At 55.6% G+C, this 19,238-nt stretch carries 19 protein-coding genes; 15 read left to right on the plus strand and 4 right to left on the minus strand.

Going from position 1 to position 19,238, the window contains the following annotated elements:
• Positions 1 to 14 precede the first annotated feature (14 nt).
• From dgoD to ACI7MX_RS17210, 3 genes are all read left to right on the plus strand, one after another.
• A complete protein-coding gene (gene dgoD, locus ACI7MX_RS17200; protein ID WP_314491016.1) occupies positions 15 to 1,163 on the plus strand; it encodes a galactonate dehydratase in 1,149 nt (382 codons plus the stop codon).
• Positions 1,164 to 1,352: 189 nt separating this feature from the next.
• Positions 1,353 to 2,657 carry an MFS transporter gene (locus tag ACI7MX_RS17205; RefSeq protein ID WP_405591340.1) on the plus strand — a complete coding sequence of 435 codons (1,305 nt, stop codon included), beginning with the start codon at positions 1,353 to 1,355 and terminating at the stop codon, positions 2,655 to 2,657.
• A gap of 125 nt (positions 2,658 to 2,782) precedes the next feature.
• Complete coding sequence (locus ACI7MX_RS17210; protein ID WP_314491021.1) at positions 2,783 to 3,568, plus strand: IclR family transcriptional regulator; 786 nt, start codon at positions 2,783 to 2,785, stop codon at positions 3,566 to 3,568.
• A gap of 62 nt (positions 3,569 to 3,630) precedes the next feature.
• Here ACI7MX_RS17210 and ACI7MX_RS17215 read toward each other — a convergent pair whose 3' ends face one another.
• Complete coding sequence (locus ACI7MX_RS17215; protein ID WP_146383891.1) at positions 3,631 to 4,689, minus strand: NAD(P)-dependent alcohol dehydrogenase; 1,059 nt, start codon at positions 4,687 to 4,689, stop codon at positions 3,631 to 3,633.
• Positions 4,690 to 4,869: 180 nt separating this feature from the next.
• Between ACI7MX_RS17215 and ACI7MX_RS17220 the strand changes: the two genes are divergently transcribed.
• Complete coding sequence (locus ACI7MX_RS17220; protein WP_314491027.1) at positions 4,870 to 5,763, plus strand: AraC family transcriptional regulator; 894 nt, start codon at positions 4,870 to 4,872, stop codon at positions 5,761 to 5,763.
• Positions 5,764 to 5,955: 192 nt separating this feature from the next.
• Here the strand turns inward: ACI7MX_RS17220 and ACI7MX_RS17225 are convergent, their stop codons facing one another.
• Complete coding sequence (locus ACI7MX_RS17225; RefSeq protein WP_405591335.1) at positions 5,956 to 7,620, minus strand: electron transfer flavoprotein-ubiquinone oxidoreductase; 1,665 nt, start codon at positions 7,618 to 7,620, stop codon at positions 5,956 to 5,958.
• 559 nt (positions 7,621 to 8,179) lie between these two features.
• Here ACI7MX_RS17225 and ACI7MX_RS17230 point away from each other — a divergent pair.
• The 11 genes from ACI7MX_RS17230 to ACI7MX_RS17280 all read left to right on the plus strand — a co-directional run bounded on the left by ACI7MX_RS17230 (position 8,180) and on the right by ACI7MX_RS17280 (position 17,188).
• Positions 8,180 to 8,929 carry an electron transfer flavoprotein subunit beta/FixA family protein gene (locus ACI7MX_RS17230; RefSeq protein ID WP_131655269.1) on the plus strand — a complete coding sequence of 250 codons (750 nt, stop codon included), beginning with the start codon at positions 8,180 to 8,182 and terminating at the stop codon, positions 8,927 to 8,929.
• A 2-nt stretch (positions 8,930 to 8,931) separates the two neighbouring features.
• Entirely contained in the window at positions 8,932 to 9,861 is a 930-nt protein-coding gene (locus ACI7MX_RS17235) for an electron transfer flavoprotein subunit alpha/FixB family protein (RefSeq protein WP_405591007.1), read from the plus strand.
• A gap of 137 nt (positions 9,862 to 9,998) precedes the next feature.
• A complete protein-coding gene (locus ACI7MX_RS17240; protein WP_314492683.1) occupies positions 9,999 to 10,826 on the plus strand; it encodes a transporter substrate-binding domain-containing protein in 828 nt (275 codons plus the stop codon).
• On the plus strand, positions 10,826 to 11,182 hold the full coding sequence (locus ACI7MX_RS17245; RefSeq protein WP_405591011.1) for a DUF4398 domain-containing protein: 357 nt from the start codon (positions 10,826 to 10,828) through the stop codon (positions 11,180 to 11,182). Before ACI7MX_RS17240 ends, ACI7MX_RS17245 begins: the two co-directional genes overlap by 1 nt.
• Positions 11,179 to 11,994, plus strand: a complete 816-nt coding sequence (locus ACI7MX_RS17250) for an OmpA family protein (RefSeq protein WP_314492679.1) — start codon at positions 11,179 to 11,181, stop codon at positions 11,992 to 11,994. Before ACI7MX_RS17245 ends, ACI7MX_RS17250 begins: the two co-directional genes overlap by 4 nt.
• A gap of 167 nt (positions 11,995 to 12,161) precedes the next feature.
• Positions 12,162 to 13,601, plus strand: a complete 1,440-nt coding sequence (locus tag ACI7MX_RS17255; RefSeq protein ID WP_153377014.1) for a PLP-dependent aminotransferase family protein — start codon at positions 12,162 to 12,164, stop codon at positions 13,599 to 13,601.
• A 103-nt stretch (positions 13,602 to 13,704) separates the two neighbouring features.
• Positions 13,705 to 14,190 (plus strand): translation initiation factor 2, encoded by a 486-nt coding sequence (locus tag ACI7MX_RS17260; RefSeq protein ID WP_314492676.1) that lies wholly within the window; start codon positions 13,705 to 13,707, stop codon positions 14,188 to 14,190.
• 151 nt (positions 14,191 to 14,341) lie between these two features.
• Positions 14,342 to 14,596: a YkgJ family cysteine cluster protein gene (locus tag ACI7MX_RS17265; protein ID WP_122783983.1), complete on the plus strand. Its 255-nt coding sequence runs from the start codon at positions 14,342 to 14,344 to the stop codon at positions 14,594 to 14,596.
• Between the two features lie 46 nt (positions 14,597 to 14,642).
• The gene (locus tag ACI7MX_RS17270) at positions 14,643 to 15,248 is read left to right on the plus strand and encodes an START domain-containing protein (protein WP_314492674.1); all 606 of its coding nucleotides are present in this window, start codon (positions 14,643 to 14,645) and stop codon (positions 15,246 to 15,248) included.
• Positions 15,249 to 15,521: 273 nt separating this feature from the next.
• Positions 15,522 to 15,863 (plus strand): ribonuclease E inhibitor RraB, encoded by a 342-nt coding sequence (locus ACI7MX_RS17275; protein ID WP_314492672.1) that lies wholly within the window; start codon positions 15,522 to 15,524, stop codon positions 15,861 to 15,863.
• A 605-nt stretch (positions 15,864 to 16,468) separates the two neighbouring features.
• Positions 16,469 to 17,188, plus strand: a complete 720-nt coding sequence (locus ACI7MX_RS17280; RefSeq protein ID WP_405591018.1) for an amidotransferase — start codon at positions 16,469 to 16,471, stop codon at positions 17,186 to 17,188.
• A gap of 67 nt (positions 17,189 to 17,255) precedes the next feature.
• Here the strand turns inward: ACI7MX_RS17280 and ACI7MX_RS17285 are convergent, their stop codons facing one another.
• Both ACI7MX_RS17285 and ACI7MX_RS17290 read right to left on the minus strand, forming a co-directional pair.
• Positions 17,256 to 18,227, minus strand: a complete 972-nt coding sequence (locus ACI7MX_RS17285; protein WP_405591021.1) for a magnesium and cobalt transport protein CorA — start codon at positions 18,225 to 18,227, stop codon at positions 17,256 to 17,258.
• A gap of 80 nt (positions 18,228 to 18,307) precedes the next feature.
• Complete coding sequence (locus ACI7MX_RS17290; protein ID WP_405591024.1) at positions 18,308 to 19,090, minus strand: lysophospholipid acyltransferase family protein; 783 nt, start codon at positions 19,088 to 19,090, stop codon at positions 18,308 to 18,310.
• Positions 19,091 to 19,238: the final 148 nt, after the last annotated feature.

Consider the following 19,238-nt stretch of genomic DNA (forward strand, 5'->3'; position numbering starts at 1 on the left):
AGAGAGACAACACGATGAAAATCACCAAACTCACGACGTATCTGGTTCCGCCACGCTGGTTGTTCCTCAAGGTTGAAACCGACGAAGGCGTTACCGGGTGGGGCGAGCCTGTGGTTGAAGGGCGCGCCCACACCGTGGCGGCCGCGGTAGAGGAACTGTCCGACTACTTGATCGGCAAAGACCCGCGCAATATCGAAGACATCTGGACAGTGCTATATCGCGGCGGTTTTTACCGGGGAGGTGCAGTGCACATGAGCGCGCTGGCCGGTATCGACCAGGCATTGTGGGACATCAAGGGCAAGGCGCTGGGCGTGTCGGTCAGCGACCTGTTGGGCGGGCAAGTGCGCGACAAGATTCGCGTGTACTCGTGGATCGGGGGTGACCGCCCGGCGGACACCGCCAAAGCCGCTAAAGAAGCCGTTAGTCGTGGTTTTACCGCGATTAAAATGAACGGCACCGAAGAGCTGCAGTTTGTCGACAGCTTCGAAAAAGTCGATCTGGCGCTGGCCAACGTCGCCGCTGTCCGTGATGCGGTCGGGCCGAATGTAGGCATTGGTGTGGACTTCCATGGCCGGGTGCACAAGCCGATGGCCAAGGTGCTGATGAAAGAGCTGGACCCCTACAAACTGATGTTTATCGAAGAGCCGGTGCTCAGCGAAAACTACGAAGCGCTCAAAGAATTGGCGCCGTTGACCAGCACCCCAATTGCTCTGGGCGAACGCTTGTTCTCGCGCTGGGACTTTAAGCGCGTGCTCAGTGAAGGCTATGTCGACATTATCCAGCCGGACGCTTCCCATGCGGGCGGCATCACCGAAACCCGCAAGATCGCCAACATGGCTGAAGCTTACGACGTGGCGCTGGCATTGCATTGCCCGTTGGGCCCGATTGCACTGGCCGCTTGCTTGCAGCTGGACGCGGTGTGCTACAACGCCTTTATTCAGGAACAGAGCCTGGGCATCCACTACAACGAAAGTAACGACCTGCTGGATTACATCAAGGATCCATCGGTATTCGACTACGACAAAGGCTTCGTCAAAATCCCTAATGGCCCGGGTTTGGGGATTGAGATCAACGAAGAATACGTACGCGAGCGTGCGCTCGTGGGACATCGCTGGCGCAACCCGATCTGGCGCCATGCTGACGGCAGCTTCGCCGAGTGGTGAGTTGCACCCTTACTAGGTAGCAGCTGCCGAAGGCTGCGTCCGGCGACGAAGTCGTCGTAAGTTCAGGTAATGAGATCGTCCAGATGAAACAGGATCTCAGGGTTTACGACCGCTTCGCAGTCGGACGTCGCCTTCGGCAACTGCTACGGATTTAACGACCTCAATAACCATAAGAACGAGGCACATCCCATGACAATCACTGTCGCGCAAGCGTCTATGGTGACGCCTAGCCGTAAGCGTTTTTTCATCATGGTCCTGTTGTTTATCACCGTGGTGATCAACTATCTGGACCGCAGTAACTTGTCGATTGCCGCTCCCGCGCTGACCAGCGATCTGGGCATCGACCCCGTCCATGTTGGTCTGATCTTCTCCGCGTTCGGCTGGACCTACGCCGCCATGCAAATCCCCGGCGGCTGGCTGGTGGATCGCGTACCGCCGCGCATTCTGTACAGCGTCGCCTTGCTGCTATGGTCGATCGCGACGGTCATGCTCGGCTTTGCAGCCAGCTTTATTGCCCTGTTTGTTCTGCGCATGGCGGTCGGTGCCCTCGAAGCTCCGGCGTACCCGATCAATAGCCGTGTGGTGACCACCTGGTTTCCTGAGCGCGAACGCGCCACCGCCATTGGCTTTTATACTTCTGGTCAATTTGTCGGTCTGGCGTTTCTGACCCCGGTTCTGGCTTGGCTGCAACATCAGTGGGGCTGGCACATGGTGTTCGTCTGCACCGGTGCTGTGGGTATTATCTGGGCGGGCATCTGGTATGCGGTCTACCGCGAGCCACGAGACTTCAAGGGTGCGAACGACGCCGAAATCGACTTGATCATCGAGGGTGGCGGACTGGTGGATATCCAGTCGCAAACGGCCAAGCGCAAAGCGCCCTTCAGTTGGGCGGACTTGGGGATCGTGCTGACCAAGCGCAAGCTGTGGGGTATCTACCTCGGCCAGTTTTGCCTGAACTCGACTTTATGGTTCTTCCTGACCTGGTTCCCTACCTACCTCGTCAAATACCGTGGCATGGACTTCATCAAGTCCGGTTTGCTCGCTTCGTTGCCGTTTCTGGCGGCATTTGTCGGGGTGCTGTGCTCGGGGTTCTTCTCCGACTGGTTGATCCGTCGCGGCTACACGGTGGGCTTTGCCCGCAAACTGCCGATTATTGGCGGCTTGCTGATTTCGACCACCATCATCGGCGCCAATTTTGTCGAGTCAACGCCGTGGGTGATCGCGTTTCTGGCGCTGGCGTTCTTCGGCAACGGCCTGGCGTCGATCACCTGGTCGCTAGTATCCACCCTGGCCCCGGCCCGATTGCTGGGTCTGACCGGCGGTGTATTCAACTTCATCGGCAACCTGTCAGCGATTGCCACGCCTATCGTGATCGGCTTTTTGGCCAGCGGAGACTCGTTCGCTCCCGCCATCACCTACATTTCGGTATTGGCGCTGTTAGGTGCGCTGTCCTATATCTTGCTGGTGGGCAAAGTCGAGCGGATCGAACTCTAGGGTCTGTTCCCGTTTCATTGCAAGCCGCGTCGCGGCTGCTATGAAACGGGAACAGACCCTAGCCGCGCGTCTGCCGGGCGACCATAATGCCGCCCGGTATTCACCCTCCAATCCAAAGGCTGGCTATGCAGGACGACACCCCGAAAATTGCACCGACCGGCACCCAAACCTTACTGCGCGGCCTGGCGGTCGTACAGGCCGTGGCCAATGGTGCGCGTGACCTCAAGGACATCGCCCGGGCGATTGGTACCACCCGCAGCACCACGCACCGTCTGGCCAGTTGCCTGGTAGACGAACGCTATCTGCGTGTATTGCCGCAGGTGGGATACTTGCTGGGGCCGAAGTTGATCGAGCTGGGTTTTCAGGCGCGCGAAGAAGTGCCGCTGGTGACATTGGCCGGGCCGTTTCTGGATGAGTTGTCGGCATTGACCGGCGATACCGTCCACCTGGCCGTGCGCGAAGGTGATGAAGTCTTGTACCTGCACAAAATTCCGGGGCGCAATGGCCCGGAAATGCGATCGCGTGTGGGGCATCGCATGCCGCTGGCGCGCACAGGGATTGGCAAAGCTATGTTGCTGGATGCACCGTTGGGGGAGTGGCGACGTTTGTATGAAGCGAGTCATTCGACTGCGGTGAAAAATCCGCTATGGCCCGACCACGAAGAAGTTTCGTGGGAACAATTTGAAGCGCGCATGCGCGGCTATGTTGCGGGTGGGTATGCCTTTGATCTTGAAGACAACGAACCGTCGATTCGTTGTGTCGCGGCGCCGATAAGGGATGCCAGTCGCAAAATCGTTGCGGCCATCAGCATCGCCAGTACCGTGCCTTACATGTCGCTTGAGAAAATGACCGGGTTGATCCCGGTCATCACTCATGCTGCACAACAGATATCGGCGGAGTTGGGCGGCTGAGTAGCAGCCGCAAGCCGCAAGTTATAAGCTTGAAGCTTGAAGCTTGAAGCTTGAAGCTGCTTTTAAGCCTTCAACGTTTTCATGTCGATTACAAAACGGTATTTCACGTCGCCTTTAACCACGCGTTCAAAGGCTTCGTTAATGTTTTTGATATCGAGCATTTCGATGTCGCAGGTAATCCCGTGTTCAGCGCTGAAATCGAGCATTTCCTGAGTTTCAGCGATACCGCCGATCAGCGAGCCAGCCAATACGCGGCGCTTGAACACCAGGTTGAAGGCGTTCAGTGCAGGCTCAACAGGTTCGATCAGGCCGACCAGAATGTGTACGCCGTCAAACGCCAGGGTTTCTAGGTACGGGTTAAGGTCGTGCGGCACCGGAATGGTGTCCAGCAGGAAGTTGAAGGTGCCGGCGGCGGCTTTCATCTGCTCGGCATCGGTGGACACGATCACGTGATCGGCGCCTTGGCGGCGGGCTTCTTCGGCCTTGGCTGCAGAGCGCGTGAAGAGGGTGACTTCAGCGCCCAGAGCTTTGGCAAACTTGATGCCCATGTGGCCCAAGCCGCCCATGCCCAGAATCCCGACTTTGTCGCCCGGCTCTACACCGTAGTGACGCAGTGGCGAATACGTCGTGATGCCTGCACACAGCAATGGCGCGGCGCTGGCTGGGTCGAGGTTGTCCGGGATGCTCAGTACAAAGTGTTCGCTAACGACCATTTTGTCGGAGTAGCCGCCCATCGTCAGGGTGCCGTCGATACGATCCGGGCTGGCGTAGGTTTGGGTCATGCCTTCCAGGCAGTATTGCTCCAGGTCTTCCTGGCAAGCAGAGCAGGTGCGGCATGAATCGACCATGCAGCCTACGCCGACCAGATCGCCGACCTTGTGCTTGGTGACCTTGTCGCCGATTGCAGTCACTTTGCCGATGATTTCATGGCCGGGCATCAGCGGGTAAGTGGCGAAGCCCCAGTCATTGCGTGCCTGGTGAATGTCGGAGTGGCACACGCCGCAGTACAGAACATCCAGAGCGACGTCGTCTGGGCGCAGGGCGCGGCGGTTGAATTGCATGGGTGCCAACGGAGCCTTGGCGCTCTGAGCGGCATAACCGATTGCGTTGTAGGTGGACATGAAGAACCTCTCGAAACGTTGACTTTGAACAGGGGTGGATTTTGCGCTTCTGTGCTGGACAGGACTATGACGATTCCTACGCCTCTTATGCCTAATACTCCGGAGTCTCGGCTCAGATGTGGCGTTGGCCGGTAATTCTGCGAAGATGCGCCTGTCTATTCCTCCTGCGAAGTTGTTTCCATGTTTCTGACGCGTCACCGAGATGAGAACGCCGGGCTGGTTTCGCTGATCCGGCCTTTGGCGTTAAAAACCGGCTTTGTTTCCACTTTATTGCCTGAAGTGCGGGTGGTATCGGCCTGCAACGCCGTGGCGCGCATGCCGCAGATCTATGAGCCTAGCCTAATGGTCATCGCACAAGGCAGTAAGTTGGCCTATTTAGGCCAGCGGACGCTGGAGTACGGCGCTGGACATTATTTGGTGCAGGCACTTTCTGTCCCTTTTGAGTGTGAAACCTTCGCTTCTGCCGAGGTGCCGCTGCTGGGGGTGGCGATCAGCATTGACCGGGCCGTGCTCGGTGAGCTGGTGCTGGCAATGGGGCTGGACCCGGATCGCAGTGCCGTGGCGCAAACGCCGGAATCGATGACATCGGCGGTGCTGGATGACGAGATGCGTGACGCCGTGGAGAGGTTGTTGCGCTGCCTGCATGATCCCGTGGAGTGCCGAATCATGGGCAAGGCGCGTTTGCGCGAAGTCTTGTTCGCGGCATTGCGTGGGCCGCAGGCCGGCGTGTTACGGGCATTGGTCGAGCAACAAGGGCAATTTGCCAGAGTGGCGGCGTCCTTGAGCCATTTGCACGAGCATTTTGCTGAACCCTTGAATGTCGAAACGCTGGCGCGTTGCGCCAATATGAGCGCCTCCACGTTTCATGAGCACTTCAAACGCAGCACCTTATTATCGCCGGTGCAGTACCTGAAACGACTGCGCCTGTTGCGAGCTCAGCAATTACTGCTGAATGAGCGCTTGGGTGTGGCGCAAGTGGCCGAACGAGTGGGCTATCAAAGTGCCTCGCAATTCAGTCGCGAGTACAAACGCTACTTTGAGCGTAGCCCTGGCCATGAAGGGGCGGGATGCTGACGAGCTTTTCGTAGCCGCTGCCGAAGGCTGCGTTCGGCGGCGTAGCCGTCGTAATTCAGAGATCGCAGTGCATCTGTTAAAGCGCGAGCTCAGGTTTTACGATCGCTTCGCCATCAGACGCAGCCTGCGGCAGCGGCTACAGGATGAATACCAGGCGCAATAAAAAAGGCTCCTTCGCAGGAGCCTTTTAGCTTACATATTTGGATAAGTCGGGCCGCCAGCGCCTTCCGGGGTCACCCAAGTGATGTTCTGTGACGGGTCTTTAATGTCGCAGGTTTTGCAGTGCACGCAGTTTTGCGCATTGATCTGGAAGCGCTTCTCGCCGCTTTCCTGAGTGATGACTTCATATACACCTGCCGGGCAGTAGCGCTGTGCTGGCTCATCATAAAGCGGCAAGTTAACGCTGATCGGAATGCTTGGGTCGCGCAACTTAAGATGGCACGGCTGCTCTTCTTCATGGTTGGTGCTGGACAGGAAAACCGAGCTGAGTTTGTCGAAACTGATTTTGCCGTCCGGTTTCGGGTAGTCGATTTTCTGGCAGTCTTTGGCCAGCTTCAGGCAGGCGTAGTCAGGCTTGGTGTCGTGCAGAGTGAAAGGCAGTTTGCCGCCGAACAGGTTCTGATCCATCCAGTTGAAGCCTGCACCCATGATCGGGCCAAACTTATGCATGGCCGGGCCGAAGTTACGGCTGGCAAACAGTTCTTCATACAGCCAGCTGGCTTTAAACCCTTCAACGTAAGAGGTGAGGGTATCGCCGCCTTCACCATCTGCCAGCAAAGCGTCAGCCACGGCTTCGGCGGCGAGCATGCCGGACTTCATGGCGGTGTGGCTGCCTTTGATTTTGGCCACGTTCATGGTGCCCAGGTCGCAACCGATCAACGCGCCGCCATTGAAGACCATTTTTGGCAGCGAGTTCAAACCGCCTTTGGCCAGTGCGCGAGCCCCGTAGCTGATGCGTTTGCCACCTTCAAGGTATTGCTTGAGCACCGGGTGATGCTTAAGGCGCTGGAACTCATCGAAGGGCGACAGAAAGGTGTTGCTGTAGGACAGATCAACGATCAGACCAACAACGACCTGATTGTTCTCCAGGTGATACAAGAAGGAGCCGCCCGTGTTCTCTTTGCTGACAATATCCAGCGGCCAGCCTGCGGTGTGAACCACCAGACCCGGCTGATGCTTGGCCGGGTCGATTTCCCAGATTTCTTTCAGGCCGATGCCGTAGTGCTGAACATCCGCATCGCTGTCGAGGTTGAAGCGCTCGATCAGTTGCTTGCCCAAGTGGCCGCGGCAGCCTTCCGCGAACAAGGTGTACTTGCCGCGCAGTTCCATACCGGGGGTATACAGGCCTTCTTTAGGGTTGCCCTCACGGTCAATGCCCAGATCGCCGGTGATGATCCCGCGAACCACATTGTTTTCGTCAAACAGCACTTCTTGTGCGGCGAAGCCTGGGTAAACCTCTACGCCCAGGTTTTCAGCTTGCTGTGCCAGCCAGCGGCACAGGTTACCCAGCGAAATGATGTAGTTGCCTTCGTTGTGCATGGTTTTCGGCACAAACAGGTCGGGCACCTTGGTGGCGGTGCTGTCGCTGCGCAATACATAGATATCGTCGCGGGTGACCGGTGTGTGGAGCGGAGCGCCGAGTTCTTTCCAGTCCGGGAACAATTCGTTCAGGGCGCGGGGTTCAAACACCGCGCCCGACAAAATATGAGCACCGACTTCAGAGCCTTTTTCTACCACGCAGACGCTGATTTCTTTACCGGCTTCGGCGGCCTTCTGCTTCAAACGGCAGGCGGCGGACAAACCGGCAGGGCCGGCGCCGACGATGACCACGTCGAATTCCATGTATTCGCGTTCCACAGGTTCTCTCCTACTCAAGGCTCAACGGTATTTTTCTAATTGGAGGTTTGGCGTTTCATCCATTATTCCTTCGGCCCGAAGCTAAAGACGCAATGGATGAGGCGCCGCTCTCTCTATGGGGCGGGCATTATATCTACACCACTAACAGCGTCCAATACAAACGTTTGTTTGAATTGGCTGTAAGCCAGACAAATCAAAGACGCGCGGCTCAAAACTGGCCGATTTGCTGTATTGACCGCAAATGGCGTTCCGGTCAAGATACGGGCGGTTTTGCGCTCGCCGTAGGCTGATCGTCGGTTTCAAGAGCACCTCTAAAGACAGGGCATGGGCTCAACTCAGTAGGAGCCTGCCATTCTTCGAGCGGAGTTTACACGTCCTTTTGGTGTATGACTTGCAGTCACACCTGACAGACGGTCGCATGTGAAGCCTTTGGCGCTCGTCATTCTTTCTATTAAGAACGGCACGGCAACGATCTTTGGAGGTGCCCTTGTGCCACTGTGCATCAACCGCCAGGTTCGCCTAGGCGACTTTCTTTTCACCGGAGAGTAACGAGGAATCCATGAAGGTTCTTGTAGCTGTCAAACGAGTGGTCGATTACAACGTTAAGGTCCGCGTCAAAGCGGACAACTCCGGCGTTGACCTCGCCAACGTCAAGATGTCGATGAACCCCTTCTGCGAAATCGCCGTGGAAGAAGCCGTACGCCTGAAAGAGAAAGGTGTTGCGACTGAAATCGTCGTTGTCTCCATCGGCCCGACCACGGCTCAGGAACAGCTGCGTACCGCGCTGGCTCTGGGTGCCGATCGTGCCATTCTTGTTGAGTCCGCCGAAGACCTGACGTCGCTGGCCGTGGCCAAGCTGCTTAAAGCGGTGGTGGACAAGGAACAGCCTCAGTTGGTGATCCTGGGCAAACAGGCCATCGACAGCGACAACAACCAGACCGGCCAGATGCTGGCTGCGCTGACCGGTTACGGTCAGGGCACCTTTGCTTCGAAGGTTGAAGTGGCAGGCGACAAGGTTGCCGTGACCCGTGAAATCGACGGCGGCGCACAAACCGTGTCGCTGAGCTTGCCGGCCATCATCACCACCGACCTGCGTTTGAACGAGCCGCGTTATGCGTCCTTGCCAAACATCATGAAAGCCAAGAAAAAGCCGCTTGAAGTGCTGACGCCTGACGCGTTGGGTGTTTCGACGGCATCGACCAACAAAACCTTGAAAGTCGAGGCGCCAGCAGCACGCAGCGCAGGCATCAAGGTCAAGTCGGTGGCTGAACTGGTCGAGAAACTGAAAAACGAAGCGAAGGTAATCTAATCATGACTATCTTGGTAATCGCAGAACACGACGGTAAGGCGCTGGCTCCGGCTACGCTGAACACCGTTGCCGCCGCTGCCAAAATCGGTGGCGACATCAACGTTCTGGTTGCAGGCCAGGGCATTGGCGCTGTGGCTGAAGCGGCCGCGAAAATCGCTGGCGTGGCTAAAGTGCTGATGGCTGATAACGCCGCTTACGCACATCAGTTGCCTGAAAACGTTGCTCCGTTGGTCGCAGAGCTGGGTAAGGGCTGCAGCCACATCTTGGCCGCCGCGACTTCGAACGGCAAAAACATCCTGCCGCGCGTTGCTGCCCAGCTGGACGTTGATCAGATCTCCGAGATCATCTCGGTCGTCAGCGCTGACACCTTCACCCGCCCAATCTATGCCGGTAACGCCATTGCTACCGTGCAGTCGACTGCGCCGGTCAAAGTGATCACCGTGCGTGCCACCGGTTTCGACCCGGTTGCCGCTGAAGGTGGCTCGGCTGCCGTTGAAGCGGTTGCAGCGGTTCACGATGCAGGGACTTCGTCGTTCGTCGGTGAAGAGCTGGCCAAGTCGGACCGTCCAGAACTGACGGCTGCCAAAATCGTCGTATCCGGCGGTCGTGGCATGCAGAACGGTGACAACTTCAAACACCTGTATGCACTGGCTGACAAGCTGGGCGCTGCGGTGGGCGCTTCTCGTGCCGCCGTGGATGCAGGCTTTGTACCCAACGATATGCAGGTCGGTCAGACCGGCAAAATCGTTGCGCCACAACTGTACATCGCGGTCGGTATCTCCGGCGCGATTCAACACTTGGCGGGTATGAAAGACTCCAAAGTGATCGTCGCGATCAACAAGGATGAAGAAGCACCGATCTTCCAGGTGGCCGATTACGGCCTGGTAGCGGACTTGTTCGAAGCCGTGCCTGAGCTGGAGAAACTGGTCTAATCCAGTTGCTTCACTTATAAAGAGCCCGGTCGTTTGGGCTGTGGGAAAAACGCAACACTTTGTGTTTGCATCTTTCCTGCGGCCTGAGCGACCGGGCTTTTTTATGCCTATGAATTAAGTGTGCGGAGTGCAGGGTTATGGATGTGCGTCAGATAAGCAGGCTGCTGTTGGGGTTGGTGCTATTGCCACTGCTGTCCCAAGCGGCGGGCAAGTGCGAACGCCTTGTTGTGACGGGCAGCCCGGATGCGCCGCCTTATTTGTGGCGCGATCCCGCTGATCCTGCACATTTGATCGGTGCCAGCGCGGATCTTTTTCAACAGGTCGCTCAGGAGCTGGGAATTAAGGTTGACGTCCTGTATGGCGGCAAGCGTTCACAGGCTCTGGCCGAGGTCCAAGCCGGGCGAATGGACATGTTGCTGGATGCCCCGTTGTCAGTGGCAGGGCTTTCGACCCTGGACTACATCCATCCGCCGCTGGTGCGCAATGACTATCTGGTCTGGACCCGTAAAGACTCGTCGTTAACCTATGAAACCCCAGCTGATTTGCATGGGCATTCGGGTGCCCTGTCTGAAAAAGCGCGTATGACTGAAGCCTTCGACGCTTTTGCTCAGCACCAACTAACCCTGGAGCGTCAGCCAGGGTTGCCGCAGGCGATTCAGAAATTGCTAGAGGGCCAAGTTGAATATGTACTGGCGAGTCGTTATGCGGGCATCGCTACCCTGCAAGCTCTTGGTTTATCGGAAGATCTAGTGGCGCACCCACAACCGATTGACCAGCCCGGCCTGTTTTTGGCGATCTCCCATGACTCGGCCTGCAACGAGCCGTGGCTGCGCGGACAGCTTGCCAAAAAGATGACAGAATTGCCCGCCTCCGGCATGGCCGAGGCGGCTTTGCAACGCAATCTGGAACGTTGGAAATCACAGTTGCAGCAACCTTCAGCGTCCCAAAACAGTAGGAATCCTTAGTGACAATTCGACCTCTTTTCGCTGCCTTGGCTGTTGTGGCTTTGGCGGGTTGTGCAGCTGACCCAGCGCCGAATGAACAATTGCGTTTGACTGAACAGGCGCTTGAGCAAGCCAGGGCCATAGGCGCCAGTGCTGACACGGTGGCTGAACTCAAGCAAGCCGAAGACAAGATGGCTCAAGCGCAGGCCGATATGGCTGAAGCGTCTTACAAAGACGCTCGCATGCAGGCCGAACAGGCCGAACTGGATGCACGCTTGGCGGAAGCCCGCGTATTGACCCAAAAAAGCCAGGAACAATTGAACGTGCTCACTACCCGAATTACACGCTTGCGCAAGCAACTGGCGCAAGCGCAATGAACCTCGCGTCTGGTGTTTTCAGTGGTGCGTTGTTAGTGGCTTGCACCAGTTTGTCCGGTTGTGCCACTCATACCAATAGTGAGCAGGCTTTGCAGCAAGCCAGCAGCGAGTTTCAGGCGGTCAAGGAAGACAGTAATGTGCTGCGCATCGCGCCTAAAGACGTCATCCGGGCTGGAGAATCCCTTGCTCGCGCGGACCGCCTGTCCTCGTTCTGGGGCAGTGGCAACGATGTGGTGCATTACGCGTATCTGAGTCAGCGTTACAGCGACATTGCTCGCGAACACACCCAGCAAGTGCTTAATCAGGAGCGGGCAGCCAAGCTCGAACTGGAGCGCCAACGCCTGCAACTGGCTCTGCGTGAGGCCAAGTTACTGAGTGTCCAGCAGCAGGGTCTATGGCTCGAAGAGCAAATTATCAATCTGGCAACAACCCAGACAGATCGCGGCTTGGTGATGACGTTGGGCGATGTGCTGTTTGATACCGGTGCCGCCGAATTGAAAAATTCAGCCAACCGTACAGTGCTCAAACTGGTGCAGTTCCTGCAATTGAACCCCAAGCGCGTTGTACGCATTGAAGGCTACACCGACAGCACGGGTGGCCAGGAGGATAACGTCAAACTTTCTCTGGCTCGCGCGCAAGCGGTGGCGGATATGTTGATAGACCTTGGGATTGATGAAAAACGCATTCAAGTTGAGGGTTACGGTGATCAGTACCCTGTGGATGTCAATGCGACCGAGCGCGGCCGAGCACAGAACCGTCGGGTCGAAATCGTATTTTCTGACGAAAAAGGCCAGTTGGGCGCTGTCCGTTAAGCATTTAGCCCATCATGAGGGCGGTGGTTACTGATGTTTGTACCCATACAGTTACCCCCGCGTATGCACTGTACGGCTTAGATGAGTGACAACTGTGCCCGTACACTTCTAAACTGTTCCGGTATTGTTCGACACAAAAATAAAGCCTGAACAGTGAGTGCTACGCCATGACCAACCTGTTGCTGTATCAACGCATTGCTCAGCAATTGGCTGAGGATATTCGGCGTGGCGTTTACCAGCCGGGCGAGCGCGTGCCTTCGGTCCGCAAGATGAGCTCTCAGCTCAATGTCAGCCACGCCACGGTGTTGCAGGCTTACGCCAACCTTGAAGATCAAGGCCTGATTCGGGCGCGGCCACAGTCTGGCTACTATGTGCACCAAACCCCGGCGCTGACCGCACCCACCCCCGATATTGCCCGCGTGGAGCGCCCTGGACTGGTCACCCGCAGCAGCATCATCCAGCAGGTGTTGGTCGAATCACGTCGTGAAGGTGTCTTTCCACTGGGGGCCGCAGTCCCCAGTGTCGACTATTTGCCCGTACGGGCACTCCATCAACAATTGGCCAAGGTCACGCGCTTTCATAGCCCGCGAGCGTTCAGTTACATGTTCAGCCCAGGCTTTGAGCCGCTGCGCCGGCAGGTGGCGATCCGTATGCGTGACGCAGGGGTTGTGGTCGATCCGTCGGAAGTCATCATCACTCACGGGTGTGTCGATGCCTTGCAAATGTCATTGCGGGTGCTGACGCGTCCGGGTGACCTGATTGCAGCCGAGTCACCGACCTATTACGGGTTACTGCAACTCGCCGATCTGCTGGGTTTGAAAGTCATCGAAATCCCCAGTGACCCTGCCACGGGCATGAGTCTTGAGGCTCTGCAACTGGCCGCTAATCAGTGGTCAATCAAAGCCTTGGTGTTGACCACTCGCCTCAGCAATCCGCTGGGCGGCACCATGCCGGAAGAGCGACAAAAGCAGCTGCTACGCTTGGCCTCGGATTTCGATATCCAGATTGTTGAAGATGACATTTACGGCGAACTGATGTTTGAAGTCGGGCGCACCAAAGCTTTGAAAGCGTATGACCGCCTGGATCGTGTGATTTATTGCTCAAGCTTCTCGAAAACCCTGTCGCCGGGTGTGCGAATAGGCTGGATGATAGCCGGTAAGTTTCAGCAAGAAATTCAGCGGCTGCAAACCTTCACCACTCACTCGGCCTGTAGCGTCACGCAGATGGGCGTGGCGGCATACCTTGAAAATGGCGGCTATGACCGCCATTTGCGTTATATCCGACAGGAGTACCGCAAAAATCTGAGTGCATTTCAGTTAGCCGTTCAGCAGCACTTCCCACAGGGCACGCAAATGTCGCGTCCCAGTGGCGGTTTTATTTTGTGGGTAAGCTTGCCTGGTCGAGTCAATACTCAAGAATTGCATGTGCGGGCTTTGCAGCAAGGGATCAGCATCGCGCCTGGGCTGATTTTCAGCAACACCGAGCAGTTTAATCACTGCATTCGACTAAACTGCGGTATTCCTTGGAATCGCGAGGCCGAGCGGGCGTTAATGACGTTGGGGATGCTGGCCAGTCAGCTTTGCCAAGAGACAGCGAGCCTATACTGAATGAGCTGTGCGTACCCTGTTCATACCGGATGCTGAAATTCGGCTTGTCAGCCTATGACTAAAAGGCCAGCATTTGCACCTTAACCGTTGAAGCTGTGGAGTTATGAAAGCGAGATATTGTCTGGGATTCATATTGGCGGGCCTATTGACGGCGTTGAATGCTGTGGCGGCTACCGCTGATCAGCCGCAGCCTGAAGCCGCCAGCGTCAGGCCGCATGCGACCAAACCCGCGGCAAAACCTGCGGTCAGCGCGAAACAGGCAGCGGCCGAAAAAAAATCCTCCGCGGCGTCCAAATCAAAATCCAAGTCCAGATCGGCGCGCAAGAGCGCGAAAAAGCCTTTGCCCGCTGCCAAACTGGATTTAAGCTTGCCGCCTGACATGGTCCGACAACTCAGGCCTTTGGGCACTGTTCCGATGCCTGCACATAAACCTCTGTTACCCAACATGTTTGGTGACAAGACGGCTCAAGACAGTCCTTTTCAATTGAACGGGCGCCTTATCAGCAACGAGATGGGCCTGCAGTTGCGTAACGAAGCACGACAGAATGAAATCGAAGGTGCTGCATTGGAGTTTGAATTCAAGCAGTAGTCGGTGAGATGCAGCTTTTTATTCCCCAATGCCTGACTGAAAACTGACTGTTCAGTCACCTCGTTTTCTGCTGAACGGTCAATTTCAAACGCCTGTTCCAGCGAGTACTATCCCTTGTCATCCAACCACTTTGCCCCTCAATGAGACGCTTATGAATTGCCGTGAAGGCTGTGGCGCTTGCTGCATCGCCCCCTCCATCAGTACACCCTTGCCGGGCATGCCCAACGGTAAGCCGGCCGGTGAGCGTTGCTTGCACCTTTCAGTCGACGCTTTGTGTGGATTGTTTGGCCAGCCTGAGCGCCCCGCGGTATGCAGTGATTTCAAGGCCAATATCGACGTGTGCGGCAGCGACCGGGAAGAAGCTATAAACCTGATCGGTTGGTGGGAGCGGATGACAGCGGCTTAGTGTGTTTAGGCTCAAAGAACAAACCTCAACAATAAGGAATAAGACAATGGGTTCGTTGCATAAAGTAGCACTGGCATGTGGTTTGAGTGTTCTGTTGGCAGGTGTCGCCCACGCAGAAGACTGGAAAGTGGCAAAAGATGAAGATGGCATTAAAGTCTCCTTAAGTGAGGTGCCAGGCTCGCAGTACAAGGCTTATCAAGGTGTTACGCTCATCAACGCACCGGTTGCCAAAATCAGCGCCCTGCAAGAAGACGTTGCAGGTGCTTGTGCCTGGATTCACGAGTGCAAAACGCAAAAACTGCTCAAGCACGAAGGCGACAAAAGCTGGACCTATACCCAATTCAACACGCCTTGGCCTGTGACTCCGCGTGATTCGGTTCTACTGGTCACCAGCACCACAGCACCTGACGGCACCTTGACTCGTACACTCGAGGGAACCCCTACGTATTTGCCTGATGAGAAGGGTTTTGTCCGTGTTGCACAGGTCAAAGGCTTTTGGAAGCTGGTGCCTAAAGGTGCCAACCAGACGGAGGTCACTTATCAGGTGCACACCGAGCCAGGTGGCAGCGTGCCTTCGTGGCTGGCCAACAAATTTGTCGTTGATGCACCCTTCAATACTTTAAAGGCGCTTAAAGAGCGTGCGCAGAAGTAATACGTCTTTGTAGGAGTGATCGCCCGGTTCTGAATAGCGCATCTGTGCAGAGGTCGGGCGACGCCGTTAGGTCTTGTATTTAATCGTAAATATTTATTTATATTTCTGCCTCTACTTGGCAGTTCATGTCGCAGAGGACTACTCTGCTTCCAGGCCGGAGACATATACGCCCGGTTCTGATCTTGTTCGCTACATGCTTATTACTCCCGAATCGGACAAACCCTTGCCGTCTCGGAAGCGCTAAATGTCTATCCATTGCGAGGAGGACGTTTCATGAGCACAGCCCATCAAGAAGACCTCAGCAGCTATGTGCTGCGCCGCATGAAAGAAGGCGGTTTTGATTTTGCACGTATTCATCCCATTGAGTTTTACGCCATCTTCCCGGATGAGGAGCGGGCGCGCAGGGCTGCAGGCAAATTTTGTGGAGAATCTCTTAATGCCCAGGTCAATGTGCGTGATGACGGTGCCTGGCATCTGGAGTTGAGTAAGGTGATGTACGCCACCTACGGCGGTATTGGCGACTTTGAGCAGGACTTCGAAGCGGTCGTTGTTCCGCTGGGGGGAGTTATTGAAGGTTGGGGCGTAAAGCAGGAGGTACGAGGTCTGCTTAACTAAATCTGAGAGGGGTGATCAACGGCTGGCCTTGGGGTCGGCCGTTGACGTTTATGGAGTACGGTGCGTGAGTCTATTTTGCGCTGACGAAGATATGTCATCCGATAACCTTGGTCAGATTCGGCAAAATCAGCAACAACGTGGTGGCGAAGACAATGAGTCCTGCTTGGCGTACTTTCGTGTGTTTAAACATGGCGACCTGCCTTTTTGTTGTTATTCCTGAACGGCGACGCTCCATGACAAAGCCGCGCCCTCTGATAAGCGCCGAACCTGTCAACAAAGTTAACCTTAGAGCCCCATAACACATGACTTAGAACCGTTTCACATCATCTAAGTGCAGTAGGTTTCTAAAACGCTATTACTAACCCGGCACTCGCCCTGTCAGGCCATTGCTAGACACTGCGGGCAATTCGCCATCATCTACGCTTAGGTGCCTACCGTTCGTCAGGGAATGTTTTTCCGGCGTCATTTGATTGTCGATGGTGCTTTTATAGGGGCAGTCATTCGCTTGTAGGGCGAGCGTTGAGTGCTTGCCTTGAAATGTCGCACAAGGCAGGCTTTAGCGAGTTGCCCACTTCACAATCGCCGTTATCGTGCCAGGAACTTTTATGTCGCTACGCATCTGCATTCTGGAAACCGACATCCTGCGTCCAGAGTTTATTGATCAATACCAAGGCTATGGGCAGATGTTCAAACATCTGTTCTCCCAGCAGCCCATTGCGGCCAGCTTCGAAGTATTTAACGTGATGCAGGGTGACTATCCTGCAGATGATGAAGTATTTGACGCTTATCTGGTAACAGGCAGTAAAGCGGACTCCTTTGGTACCGACCCCTGGATTCAGACACTCAAAGACTATTTGCTCATCCGCTTCGAACGAGGCGATAAATTGCTGGGCGTGTGCTTTGGTCATCAGCTGCTGGCGCTGTTATTGGGGGGCAAGAGCGAGCGCGCGACCCAAGGCTGGGGCGTGGGTACTCATCAATACACGCTGGCGGCCAAGGCGCCGTGGATGTCCCCGGTCGTTGAGGACCTGACACTGTTGATCAGCCATCAGGACCAGGTCACGGCATTGCCAGAGAACGCAACGGTCATTGCATCGAGCGACTTCTGCCCATTTGCTGCCTATCACATCAACGACCAAGTGTTGTGCTTTCAAGGGCATCCCGAGTTTATTCATGACTACTCACGAGCCTTGCTGGATCTACGTCAAGAGCATCTTGGCGATCAGATCTATACGACTGGGGTTTCCAGTCTGGAGCGCGAGCATCACGGTCGTACCGTTGCCGAATGGATGATGCGTTTTGTTTCTCAGCCACACACTGTTTGACGTTAATCACTGACGTTCAGAAACGGGGCCAGACGGCCCCGTTTTGCGCTTTCACCCTGGGTACGTGTTATAGCCAGCCTGAGCGCTTGAAGCTGACCCATAACCCCGTCACGCCCAGCGCGATAAACCCCAGCACACCGAAATAACCGTAATGCCATGTGAGTTCCGGCATGTTCTGGAAATTCATCCCGTAAATACCGGCAACCGCCGTCGGGAAGGCCAGGATAGCTGCCCATGCGGCGAACTTACGCTGCACGATGCTTTGTCGTGAGGATTCCAGCAACACCACGATCTCTATGGTTTGCGTGGCGATATCGCGAAGGGTGGTGAGGTCCTCCATTTGGCGCGTGACGTGAATTTGCACATCACGAAAATACGGGCGCATGTTTTTGTCGATAAAGGGAAAGGTCAGGCGCTGTAATTCCTCGCTGATCTCGACCATAGGTGCGACATAGCGGCGTAACCGCAGAACATCACGACGCAGGCTGTGCAAGTGCACGATGTCAGCTTCATTGAGGGTATTGCCGAGAATATTACGTTCCAGTTGTTCGATTTCGGCGTGGATGGCCTCGCTGACGGGTTGATAGCTCTCGGTCACAAAGTCGAGCAGGGCATAGAGTACAAAATCCTCGCCATGCTCCAGAAGCAACGGGCGGGCCTCGCAGCGCTGACGTACAGCCCGATAGGAGGCAGAGTGGCCATTGCGGCAGGTGATGATATAGCCATTGCCAGCGAAGATATGAGTTTCGATGAACTCTAAGGTGCCGTTCGTGCGAATCGGGGAATAAATGACGATGAACAGCGCATCACCAAAGGTTTCGAGCTTGGGGCGACTGTGTTGCTCCAGTGCATCTTCGATAGCCAGTTCATGCAAATGGAATTGGCGCTGCAAGTCGGCTAATTGTTGCGCGTCAGGCTGCTCCAGGCCCATCCAGACGAAGTGGCCGGGCTTTTGAGCCCATACGCTGCTTTCGTCCGGTGAAATGTCCGTGATTTTCTTGCCTGCGTTGTAAACCGCGGCCGCAATAACTTTCCCCATAGTTCTAATCGCTTCTTCTTCAAAGGGTTAAGGCACGCAGCAGCTTAGCGCGCAATGCCTCCCTTTGAGTCAACAAACATTCAGAGGTTCGGGTTTGACGCTGTGGCTTTAGGTTTTGCCGCGACCGGCAGGCGACGGTTGTGTTGAGTGAGAAGCTCTCGATCCATTGCCTCAATGCAGTCACGCATTTGTACGCGACACTGTTCCATCAGGGCGGGCATGTCATCCAGAGTCAGGCCAGCGGTTGGAATGGCAGGTAATGAACGAATCTGGATATCGGCACTGTGCCAGCGGTTAAGTTGCAAATGCTGTGAGTATGTGCTCACACACACCGGCACAATGGGCACGCCAGCAGTGATCGCCATCTGAAATGCGCCTTTTTTGAAGGGCAGCAAGGTTTTGCCAAAATTGCGTGTGCCCTCCGGAAAGACCCAGATCGAGGTGTCCTTTTCTTGGAGCGTGCGGGTCGTCATCAGCATGGATTTGCGCGCTTTGTGCGCATTGCCGCGATCAATCAGCACATTGCCGGCCAGCCAGAACAACTGCCCGAAGAGGGGGACCCATTTGAGGCTTTTTTTGCCGATGCATACGGTGCGGCGGGGCACCACGTTGCCAAATACAAACAGATCATAGTTGGATTGATGGTTGGCAATGATCACGCAGCTCTGCGGCTTGTCCATCAACGGACCGACTTCGGACTTCAGCCTGTAACCCAAAATCCATTTTGCGGGCCAGGCGTAAATCCGAGCGCAGAGTCTGCTGTTATCCGGGTTAAAAGGTCGGCACATACCCAGCAGTACGCCTAATACACCCGCGAGCACAAAATGCAGGCTCATTAACATCATACGGAACGAAAGTAGCATTTACAGGATCGCCAAAATCAAAGGTGGCGCAGTGTACGGATGTGCTCCGTATTCGGCAATTACCCCGATACACGTAGGAGATTACTGATGTTTAAGCATTTGTTTCAATGAGAGCCCTGAAGGACAAGCTAAAGGTGTTTACCGTGCG

This window comes from Pseudomonas sp. 2024-210, assembly GCF_045062345.1.
Lineage (GTDB): Bacteria > Pseudomonadota > Gammaproteobacteria > Pseudomonadales > Pseudomonadaceae > Aquipseudomonas.

Coding starts and splice junctions, on each gene's coding strand:
- ACI7MX_RS17285 (WP_405591021.1), bottom strand. CDS start 18,227: ATGGGGAAAGTTATTGCGGCCGCGGTTTACAACGCAGGCAAGAAAATC.
- ACI7MX_RS17270 (WP_314492674.1), top strand. CDS start 14,643: ATGGGTTCGTTGCATAAAGTAGCACTGGCATGTGGTTTGAGTGTTCTG.
- ACI7MX_RS17290 (WP_405591024.1), bottom strand. CDS start 19,090: ATGCTACTTTCGTTCCGTATGATGTTAATGAGCCTGCATTTTGTGCTC.
- ACI7MX_RS17215 (WP_146383891.1), bottom strand. CDS start 4,689: ATGTCCACCTACAACGCAATCGGTTATGCCGCTCAGAGCGCCAAGGCT.
- ACI7MX_RS17280 (WP_405591018.1), top strand. CDS start 16,469: ATGTCGCTACGCATCTGCATTCTGGAAACCGACATCCTGCGTCCAGAG.
- ACI7MX_RS17260 (WP_314492676.1), top strand. CDS start 13,705: ATGAAAGCGAGATATTGTCTGGGATTCATATTGGCGGGCCTATTGACG.
- ACI7MX_RS17265 (WP_122783983.1), top strand. CDS start 14,342: ATGAATTGCCGTGAAGGCTGTGGCGCTTGCTGCATCGCCCCCTCCATC.
- ACI7MX_RS17250 (WP_314492679.1), top strand. CDS start 11,179: ATGAACCTCGCGTCTGGTGTTTTCAGTGGTGCGTTGTTAGTGGCTTGC.
- ACI7MX_RS17210 (WP_314491021.1), top strand. CDS start 2,783: ATGCAGGACGACACCCCGAAAATTGCACCGACCGGCACCCAAACCTTA.
- ACI7MX_RS17240 (WP_314492683.1), top strand. CDS start 9,999: ATGGATGTGCGTCAGATAAGCAGGCTGCTGTTGGGGTTGGTGCTATTG.
- ACI7MX_RS17255 (WP_153377014.1), top strand. CDS start 12,162: ATGACCAACCTGTTGCTGTATCAACGCATTGCTCAGCAATTGGCTGAG.
- ACI7MX_RS17205 (WP_405591340.1), top strand. CDS start 1,353: ATGACAATCACTGTCGCGCAAGCGTCTATGGTGACGCCTAGCCGTAAG.
- dgoD (WP_314491016.1), top strand. CDS start 15: ATGAAAATCACCAAACTCACGACGTATCTGGTTCCGCCACGCTGGTTG.
- ACI7MX_RS17220 (WP_314491027.1), top strand. CDS start 4,870: ATGTTTCTGACGCGTCACCGAGATGAGAACGCCGGGCTGGTTTCGCTG.
- ACI7MX_RS17230 (WP_131655269.1), top strand. CDS start 8,180: ATGAAGGTTCTTGTAGCTGTCAAACGAGTGGTCGATTACAACGTTAAG.
- ACI7MX_RS17275 (WP_314492672.1), top strand. CDS start 15,522: ATGAGCACAGCCCATCAAGAAGACCTCAGCAGCTATGTGCTGCGCCGC.
- ACI7MX_RS17235 (WP_405591007.1), top strand. CDS start 8,932: ATGACTATCTTGGTAATCGCAGAACACGACGGTAAGGCGCTGGCTCCG.